Origin of the sequence: Sediminibacterium salmoneum NBRC 103935 (assembly GCF_000511175.1) — a bacterium.
GTDB classification, from domain to species: domain Bacteria; phylum Bacteroidota; class Bacteroidia; order Chitinophagales; family Chitinophagaceae; genus Sediminibacterium; species Sediminibacterium salmoneum.
In genome coordinates, this window is record NZ_KI866530.1 from 1,426,516 (window position 1) to 1,427,217 (window position 702).

2 protein-coding genes are annotated in these 702 nt (G+C 42.6%); both read right to left on the minus strand.

Going from position 1 to position 702, the window contains the following annotated elements; all coding sequences use genetic code 11:
• A partial coding sequence (gene rpsC / locus P767_RS0106835) for a 30S ribosomal protein S3 (RefSeq protein ID WP_026763915.1) occupies window positions 1-456 on the minus strand: 456 nt, incomplete at its 3' end.
• Between the two features lie 16 nt (window positions 457-472).
• On the minus strand, window positions 473-702 hold a 230-nt coding region (locus P767_RS18810; RefSeq protein ID WP_037351677.1), incomplete at its 5' end, for a large ribosomal subunit protein uL22.

Consider the following 702-nt stretch of genomic DNA (forward strand, 5'->3'; position numbering starts at 1 on the left):
CACCTTGATACCTTCTGCACCCATACGTAAAGTAGAGGCAATGGCCATCTTGGTTGCACGCTTGAAGTTGATACGATTTTCAATCTGACGAGCGATGGTATCTCCTACGATAGTTGCATCCAGTTCAGGACGACGGATTTCAAGAATGTTAATCTGTACATCGTCTTTACCGGTTAACTTCTTCAATTCTTCCTTAATACGATCTACCTCGTTACCACCTTTACCGATGATAATACCTGGCTTGGAAGTATGAATAGTTACAATCAATTTACCAAGCGTACGCTCGATAACGATTTTTGCGATTCCACCTTTGTTGATACGGGCACTTAGGTAGGTACGGATCTTATGATCTTCGATCAGTTTGGATGCATAGTCTTTTTTACTACCATACCAGTTACTGTCCCATCCGCGGATGATGCCTAACCTGTTACCAATTGGATTTGCTTTCTGACCCATATAATGGTTTTACTAATTAGTTTTTAGAATCTACGATTAATGTTACATGGTTGCTGCGCTTACGTACTTTGTAGCCACGACCTTGTGGTGCAGGGCGCATACGCTTTAATACTCTACCGCCGTCAACGAATACGGTCTTTACAATCAGACTACTGTCTGCAGCATTTGATCCGCTGTTTTTTTGCTCCCAGTTACTGATAGCGCTCTTCAACAACTTTGCCAATGGAGTGGCATTGTGCTGAGGAT